A 332-nucleotide genomic window follows, 5' to 3' on the forward strand; every position below is an offset into this window, starting at 1 on the left:
GGAGGAAAGGTACGCCACTTGCAACGGTACCAAATCCAAGTAAAGCAATTTTAACTGTCATGTTTGTCTCCTAGAAATTTTCTGATATAGCCATTATAACAGAATTTTGTGAAAATTCCTATCCAAGAAAACCACTATTTATAGATAGAAAAGAAAAAACGAATCATCTGATTCGCCTTTTCTGATAAGTAAAAATTGATTTCTAAAAACTATGAATTAATTTTTTGAAGACCGAACACCGCGTCGTGATTGATCAAGATGTGACCATACTCTTGTAAAACCGAACGACTGATATCACTGTCGTCTGCAAATTCACGCATACGAGCCAAGAG

The 332-nt window shown here is 35.5% G+C and carries 2 pseudogenes; both read right to left on the minus strand.

Annotation, left to right across the window (positions count from 1 at the left end):
* A pseudogene (locus tag SORDD24_RS12060) lies at positions 1–61 on the minus strand (homoserine dehydrogenase); the annotation flags it as partial.
* A gap of 148 nt (positions 62–209) precedes the next feature.
* Positions 210–332, minus strand: a pseudogene (locus SORDD24_RS11905) (adaptor protein MecA); the annotation flags it as partial.

The organism is Streptococcus oralis, assembly GCF_001579175.1.
GTDB lineage: Bacteria > Bacillota > Bacilli > Lactobacillales > Streptococcaceae > Streptococcus > Streptococcus oralis_O.